Here is a 5,582-nt window from a genome sequence, read left to right on the forward strand (position 1 = left end):
AGGGCGCCGGGGCCCTCGACCTCCGTCTCCCAGACGCCGCTGTCCTGGCGCACCATGGGGAGGACCGGGAGGAGGGGAGAGAGGCCGGTGCCGTCGTCCGCGATGTAGCCGCTCTCCTGGGTTCCAAAAACCACCTCGACCCGGGTCGCGTGGGGCGCCCAGACGGCGAAGCGCGCCAGGGGCGTGGAGGCGTCCGGGCGGAAGTACTTCTGCGCGCCGAGGTAGCGCCCCTGGGAGAGATGATAGCGCTCGCGTGAGGGTCCGGGTCCGAGCACGAAGGAGCGGGTCCGGTTGCGCGAGGTGGGATCATCCACCTCGGTGGGAATGGCCCACAGGTCGGTTCCGTCGGGACCGTCCACGATGACGCCCCACTCGAACCGGGTGCCGAGCTGGGACTCGTCGAAGGAGACGGTGGCCCGGAAGCACGGACAGCCGTCGTCTCCGGCGGCCGGTTCCATGGGAAGGATCGACCACTGGTCGGAGGGGTGGCCGCGCTCGTCCCAACCGCCGGCGAGACGTGCGTTGCGAAGGACCTGGCGCTTCAGTCCAGAGGAGTACTCGAAATGGACAGTGGTTGGCATTGGGTTGGTGCATAAGGGTTGTCTGCAAGTCCTCCGTGGAACTTCAGAAGCGGAGGTCACGTCGCCGTGCCCTCCGCTTCTCATTGCCCGCTCCCCCGCGGTCAATCGTCCTCATCCTCGTTCTTCACCAGGCCGTCCCGCACGGCCAGGGTGCGCAGGCGGGCCTTGATGCGCTGGAACTGCTGGCGCATCGCCGTGGCCCTGCGTGCCAGGGTCTCCCCCGTCAGAGGCTCCTCTGGAGTCGCCATGGCCCGCGCCACCTCCTGCCACGGCAGGTTCTGGTCCAGCCGCAGCTCGAGCAGCTTCTGGTCCAGGGGGTCCAGACTCTTGCGCAAGGCGCGGAAACGATCCTTCACATCCGTCCGCTGCCAGGGATTGGTCGCGCTCCGCTGCCGCACGGAGTGCTCGGGGATCGCGGAACGGGTGACGGGCAGCTCCCGAGCGGAGGCCCCGCTCACCAGCTTGAGGCAGGCATTGCGCGCCATGCGGTAGGCCCAGGTCCGCAAGGAGCTCTCCCAGCGGAAGTTCTTGAGGCCCTTCAGCAGGCGCTCGCTGAAGAGGCCGTAGGCATCGTGCGCACGCTCGTCATCGGGGAGCACGGAGCTCATCATCCTGCGGATGTCCTGCCCATAGCCGCGCATGATCCGATCCACCGCCAGGTGGATCTCGCCCTGCTTGCAGAGTTCCTGAATCTCTTGTTCCAGCTGCTCTCGATCCGTCACGTGCATCCGTGGCCCCTTTGCCTTCGTGATGGAGGACGAAGTTCCTCCCACGAAGTGAATGAGGCCCGGAGCCGCCGATGTGATGTATGGAATTGGCTCCCTCCGAGCCCATCACAATGGGCGCCGTGGGGTTCTGCCTGAGTGGAGGGACGAGGCGTGGTTCACGCCGTCACCTCCTGAAAAGGGGCAGGACACGTGAGTACCATTCTCCTCGTTGATGACGAACCCGAGATCCTCGAGCTCTATTCCGAGCTGCTGGAGCTGATGGGCCACGACATCCTCCGGGCCCATGACGGTGTGCAGGCCCTGGGCGTGGCGAGGCGGCTGCACCCGGATCTGGTGGTGACGGACTGGATGATGCCGCGCATGGATGGGGTCGAGCTGTGCCGAGAGCTTTCCCGGTCCGAGGAGCTCCGCGACATTCCCATCGTCATGCACAGCGGCTCGGGAGACCCCCATGCCCCGGGGGTCCGAGCCTTCCTTCCCAAGGGCAGCGCCCTGGAGCGGTTCGCGGAGATGGTGACCCGGACCCTCACGATGGGGACGCGCCCGCGTCGTTCTCGAGGGGCGCAGGGGGAGAGCGTTTCCGTGGAATCGCGACATTAAAGGCATGCCTGCTCCTGAGCGGAGCTGACGGCCCGCCGCAGGTGCTCTCGCGCCGCCTCCGTCTGGTTCTGGCTCCAGGCCTCGAGCGCATCCGTGAGAGCACCCGCCAGCGTGTCTGGTAGCCGTTGTTGTTTGGGGTCGAGCAGCGCCCGGGCGTGCTCCAGGGCCTCCGTCAGAGCCCCGTGGTGCAGGGCGATTGCCAGCAGGAGCCACAATCCCTGCCACTGGAGCGGATAGGGGGAGAGCACCGCGAGCTTCCTCCAGCACTCCAGGGCGGCCCGGGCCTCCAGCTCGGCCTCGGTGAAGCGCCGCCCCTTCCATGCCACCCAGGCCCGGTTGGCCCGAGCCGCGCCCACGTAGTCGTCCATGTGCGCGGCGGAGGCCGCCTCCAGGCTCCGCTCGCACCACGCCCGCGTCTCGGCCACCTGACCGCGCTTGCGATACACCAGGGTCAGGTAGGCGAGGAGGCGCGACTTCATCGTCAGGTCTCCCGTCCGTTCCGCCAGCCGCAGTCCGGCGAGGCCCTGCCGCTCCGCCTCGTCGAGGTCGCCGTGGTGCAGCAGGCCGAAGGCGTGGCAGAAGCGAGCCTGCACGCGCAGGCCTACGTCACCGGACTCGTCGCTGGCTCGCACCGCCAGGCGCCCGTACTCCACCATCTCGGCGGAGACCACGTAGCGCTCCTGCCGGAAGGCCGTGTTGAGGAGCAGCACGAAGAAGCCGGCGCGTTGTCTCGGAGTCCCATGGGTCTCCACCACCGGGCGCACCTTGCGCACCAGCTCGGCCATCTCCTCGCACCGGTTCATCCCGTAGCAGGTCCAGTGTCGGTCCACCTGGACCTGCACCCACTCGTGCCACCAGGCCACCGGGGTCTCCTCGGGATCGGGTCTGGCCCTGTCACGGGGCTCCACGGGCGCATGGCCCAGGGCCGCCTCCGCCTCGTCGTAGGCGCGCAGCGCGTCCTCGTGCAGGTGGTGCGTCTCCCAGGTCTTGCCCCGCTTGCGGTGCACGCGCGCCCGCCGCACCCGCGCGTCGGGCCGGAGCCGGAGCAGGGCCTGGCCGTAGGCCGCGTGTGCCTCCTGCCGTTGCACGGTGAGCGCGAGCACGTCCCCGAGGCTCTCGTGGAGGCGGCGGAGCCGCTCGCGCCAGTCCTCCGGCTCCTCCCGGGCCGTGCGCAGGTGCTCGTCCGCCTCGGCGAGGGCCGCCCGGTAGAAGGCGATGGCCTCGCTGTGGGCGTGGGCGGAGCGGGCATGGTCCGCCGCGAGGCCGAAGTAGTGGCTCGCCCGCTCGGGGACCCGGGCCTTCGACCAGTGATGGGCCAGGGCCGGGTAGCCGAGCGCGAAGTCCAGCGCCCCCAAAGCGCGTCGCTCGATGGCCTCGGCCGCCCGGTGGTGCAGGCGGTGGCAGTGCTCCGGGGGGATGCGTCCGTAGGAGAGCTCGCGGAGCTTGTCGTGGAGGAAGCGGAGTCGTCCTCCGGAGGTCTCCTCGAGGATCTGCCGGACCCGCAGCGTCTCCAGGCCCTCGAGGGCCGAGGCGTCGTCCAGCTCGGAGGCTTCCAGGAGGAGCTCGGCCTCGAACTCGCGGCCGAGGACGGCGGCGAGCTCCACCAGCGCCCGGGCCTGGGGGTCCAGGTCTCGCAGCCGCAGGTGGATGAGCTCCGCGATGGACCCGGGCAGGCCGAGGGAGTGCAGCGGCTCCTGGGTCGCCGCCCGCTCATCCAACCGCCACCGGCCCGTGCCATCCCGGTGGAGCAGTCCCTCCGTGATGGCGGCCCGCAGGTACTCGGCGACGAAGAAGGGGTTGCCCTCGCATTGGCGGACCAGTCGGTCGAAGTCCCGTGGCAGCGATTGCAGGGCGAGCATGCCGCAGGCCATCGACTGGATGCTCTTCGTGTCGAGCCGCCCCAACTCCAGGCGCAGGGCCTCGGGCGCGGACACCACCTCCCGGAGTGTCCCCTCCAGCTCCTCGGGGCGGTAGGTGCCCAGCAGCAGGACGCCCCGCTCGGCCAGGTGCTCGTGCCGCAGCAGGCGCAGGAAGCCCAGCGTCAGCTCATCCGCCCACTGGAGGTCGTCGATGATCAGCAACAGGGGGTCCTCCTCGGCGAGGGCGAAGAGGACTTCGTGGAGGCTGGAGAAGATGCGGGCGCGCTCGGCCTTCTCGGTGGAGAGGGGAGGTGGCGCGGGCAGTTCCTTCTGGCCGGGCAGCTCGTCCAGGCGGGGCTCGTACGGGACCAGCACCTTGCCCCGAGGTCCGAGCAGCCGCTCCGTCTCCTCCGTGCCCCAGTGTCGGCACCGGTCCGCCACCGTGGTCAGCAGCGAGCGGAAGGGGTGCAGGGGCGGGGCCCTCATGCGGGCATCCACCCGGGTGCCCGAGAGCCCGAGCGGGACGCACTCGCACGTCACCACGGACAGCTCACGGCCAAAGCTCTCGCGGGCCATCTCCAGCGCCAGGCGCGTCTTGCCCGTTCCACTGGCGCCGCCGACGAAGATCTTCCCGCCCCGGCCGACGCTCAGCGCGTCGAGCCGGGTGCGGAGCTCGCTCACGGCCTCGGTCCGGCCCGTGAAGCGCGGGCGGTAGAGGTAGGGCTGGCTGGGGGGCAGGTCCACCGGCGCGTCTATGTCTGGCTCCAGCTCGGAGAGCACCCGGGCCACGTCCTCGGCATAGCCCAGGCGGTCCTCGGGGTGCTTCTCGAGGAGCTCGAGGATGAGCCACTCCAGCCGTTCCGGGAGTTCCTCGCCGAGGATCTCGGACGGAGGGGGAGGAGGGCTCTGGAGGTGCCGACGGCGGATGGCCCTGTCCGAGCCGCCCACGAAGGGCGGCAGGCCAGTCACGCACTCGTAGAGGATGCAGCCGAGTGCGTAGAGATCGGCGCGGGCGTCCACGAGATCGCCGCGGATCTGCTCGGGCGCCATGTACAGCAGGGTGCCCAGCGTGTTGCCGTCCACCTGGAGCACCTCCCGGCCGCCCGCGCCCGCGAACGCCACCGCTCCCCCGAAGTCCCCGAGGACGACCGTTCCATCCGCGCGGATGAAGATGTTGCCGGGTTTGAGGTCGCGGTGGACGAGGCCTCGGCCGTGCAGGTACGCCAGGGGGGCGCATAGGCGCCGCAGCAGCCTGAGCAGCGGGCGCGAGGGCAGGGCGGGTGGGGCGCCGGGGTCGCGGGAGGAGTCCTGTCCCTGGGGCTGGGAGGTGCCGTGTGTCTCGGAGGGGCGGGTGCCCCGGGAGTCGAACTTCCAATACCGGGAGATGAGCTGTTTGAGCGTGTGGCCCTCGAGCAGCTCCATGGCGTACCAGGGGAGCCCGGCGGAGAAGCCGTGATCGACGATCCGGATGATCCCGGGGTGGTGGATCCGGCTGAGCGCCTGCACCTCGCGCCGGATGCTGGCCAGCGTGGAGGCGTGCGTGAGGCGGACCGTCTTCACCGCGTGACGCTCACCGGTCTCTCGGTGGCACCCCAGGTAGACAACCCCCATGCCTCCCGTCCCGAGGACGCGCTGGAGCGCGTACGGCCCCAGCATCCGCGGCGAGGGCGGTTCGTGTTTCGATAGGGCGGGCTCCCCAGGCGTCTGTACTTGTCCCATCCCAATCCCCCCAGAGGCATGCGTCGGCTGAGCACCGGCGGCGGTGTCGCGGCTGGTGCCTCGGAGAGATGGAGAGCGGGGCCCGTTCTGTGATG

General features: G+C 70.2%; 3 protein-coding genes and 1 pseudogene. 1 reads left to right on the forward strand and 3 read right to left on the reverse strand.

Annotated features, from left to right (window positions below):
* Positions 1 to 458 (reverse strand): annotated as a pseudogene (locus VF697_RS29265) (hypothetical protein); the annotation flags it as partial.
* Positions 459 to 682: 224 nt separating this feature from the next.
* On the reverse strand, positions 683 to 1,309 hold the full coding sequence (locus VF697_RS29270; protein ID WP_331100033.1) for a sigma-70 family RNA polymerase sigma factor: 627 nt from the start codon (positions 1,307 to 1,309) through the stop codon (positions 683 to 685).
* A 189-nt stretch (positions 1,310 to 1,498) separates the two neighbouring features.
* Here VF697_RS29270 and VF697_RS29275 point away from each other — a divergent pair, with 189 nt between their 5' ends.
* Positions 1,499 to 1,909 carry a response regulator gene (locus VF697_RS29275; protein WP_331100034.1) on the forward strand — a complete coding sequence of 137 codons (411 nt, stop codon included), beginning with the start codon at positions 1,499 to 1,501 and terminating at the stop codon, positions 1,907 to 1,909.
* Here VF697_RS29275 and VF697_RS29280 read toward each other — a convergent pair.
* The gene (locus VF697_RS29280) at positions 1,906 to 5,424 is read right to left on the reverse strand and encodes an ATP-binding protein (RefSeq protein WP_331100035.1); all 3,519 of its coding nucleotides are present in this window, start codon (positions 5,422 to 5,424) and stop codon (positions 1,906 to 1,908) included. The genes VF697_RS29275 and VF697_RS29280 overlap by 4 nt on opposite strands.
* Between the last annotated feature and the right edge of the window lie 158 nt (positions 5,425 to 5,582).

It is taken from the genome of Archangium sp. (genome assembly GCF_036388035.1).
GTDB lineage: Bacteria > Myxococcota > Myxococcia > Myxococcales > Myxococcaceae > Archangium.